Source organism: Pseudomonadota bacterium, from assembly GCA_026388255.1.
GTDB lineage: Bacteria > Desulfobacterota > Syntrophorhabdia > Syntrophorhabdales > Syntrophorhabdaceae > JAPLKB01.
Genome location: JAPLKC010000107.1, coordinates 1 through 1,628 on the forward strand (window position 1 = coordinate 1; position 1,628 = coordinate 1,628).

The 1,628-nt window shown below is 44.6% G+C and carries 2 protein-coding genes (1 of these 2 running past the window's edge); both read right to left on the minus strand.

What is annotated here, in order from left to right:
- On the minus strand, positions 1-1,549 hold a 1,549-nt coding region (locus NT178_16385; protein MCX5814099.1), incomplete at its 3' end, for an AMP-binding protein.
- A 59-nt stretch (positions 1,550-1,608) separates the two neighbouring features.
- Positions 1,609-1,628, minus strand: the end of a protein-coding gene (locus NT178_16390; protein MCX5814100.1) for a (Fe-S)-binding protein. 370 nt of this gene lie beyond the right edge of the window; only the last 20 of its 390 coding nucleotides appear in the window; its start codon lies off the right edge, out of view; it ends in the stop codon at positions 1,609-1,611.

A 1,628-nucleotide genomic window follows, 5' to 3' on the forward strand; every position in this document is an offset into this window, starting at 1 on the left:
CTGCGCCGCTTCTTGGCATTTCTTCGTCTTTTATAAAGACAATACTTTTTGGAACCTTGAAGCCTGCGATCTTGCCCTTGCAGTGGCTTGTAATTTCTTCAGGTGTTGAGGTCTGACCTTCATGTAATACCACGACTGCCATTACCTGTTCGCCCCATTTTTCGTGAGGTACGCCGATGACTGCAACATCTTTTACCTTCTCGTGGCCACCCACGATATTCTCTACTTCTGAAGGGAAGATGTTCTCGCCGCCGGAGATAATCATGTTTGCCTTTCTGTCAACGAGATAGATATATCCTTCTTCATCGCGGTATCCCATATCGCCAGCGCTGAAGTATTCTCCCTTCATCGCTGCTTTTGTCTTTTCGGGCTCTTTCCAGTATTCTTCAAAAAGCATTGGGCTTCTTGAGTAGAGTTCGCCCACCTCGTTCGGTTTCGTTACAAGGTTTCCGTCCTCATCGTAGAATTTAATATAGTCGGTACCGATAACCTCGCGACCGCATGAGCCAAGTTTTGTAAGCTGCTCATTTGGTTTGAGAACTGTTACAATGCCTGATTCTGTAGAGCCATATGCTTCATTAAGTTCTGAATTGGGGAACATCTTCAGAACGCCAAGCTTTGTATCTCTTCTTGCCGGGGCAGAGGAGATAAGTAGTTTCTTAACGCATGACAGATCATATTTCTTCTTCACATCATCCGGTAGTGCAAGCATCATGATGTAATGGGTTGGAACCAGCGATGTAAAGGTGACTTTGTAGTCAGAGAAGGTCTTTAACAGATACTCAGGGTTAAAGCTCACCATGTTGTATGCCATAACAGTACCGCCGACCCAGGTAGCAACAAATGAATAGAAGAGAGAGTTTACGTGACAGCATGGCATGACGAGAAGATTGCAGTCATCATAATTGAACTGGTGATCAAATATCTGGATGAAATACTGGGCAAAGAGATTGGCATGTGTCTTTACGACACCCTTTGGCCTGCCCGTTGTTCCACCTGTATACATGATAACCCATGGATCGTCGGCATCTACTACGGTTGCCGGTTCTTCCGGGCTCGCTTTTGCCAGCGCTTCTTCGTAAGAAACAAAGCCATCATACTTCTCATTATCCAAGGCAAAGGAGACATACTTCTCGACGGTAGTGAGGTTTTTCTTCATTTCATTAATCTGGTTGATCCAGGGAAATTCTTTACCGTCTGCTCCGTCTTTCCCGCCCTGTACGATAAAAACTTTTGCCTCACAGTGATTTGTGATATATTCCATATCTACAGGCGCAAGCCTGAACATAAGCGGTACGCAGATAAATCCGCCCTTCGCAGCCGCTGCATAGATCTCCATCCATTCCACACAATTGTATGCAAGGACTGCAAACCTGTCGCCCTTCTTCATGCCCATATCGGCAAGTGCATTTGCAAGCCTGCATGATCTCTCGTCCCACTGTTTAAATGTATAAGCCTTGTACAAGTCCTTAATGCCGATCTTGTTAGGAAATTTTAAGGCATTTACCCTTACCACGTCTTTTGCTGTTAACCAGCGTCCGTTCCTCATGTTTCGTCCTCCTACGATTATTTTTTAATGATAAATTGTTCTATAAAAACTGCTTTTACTCAACAAGCTCCAGAAAATG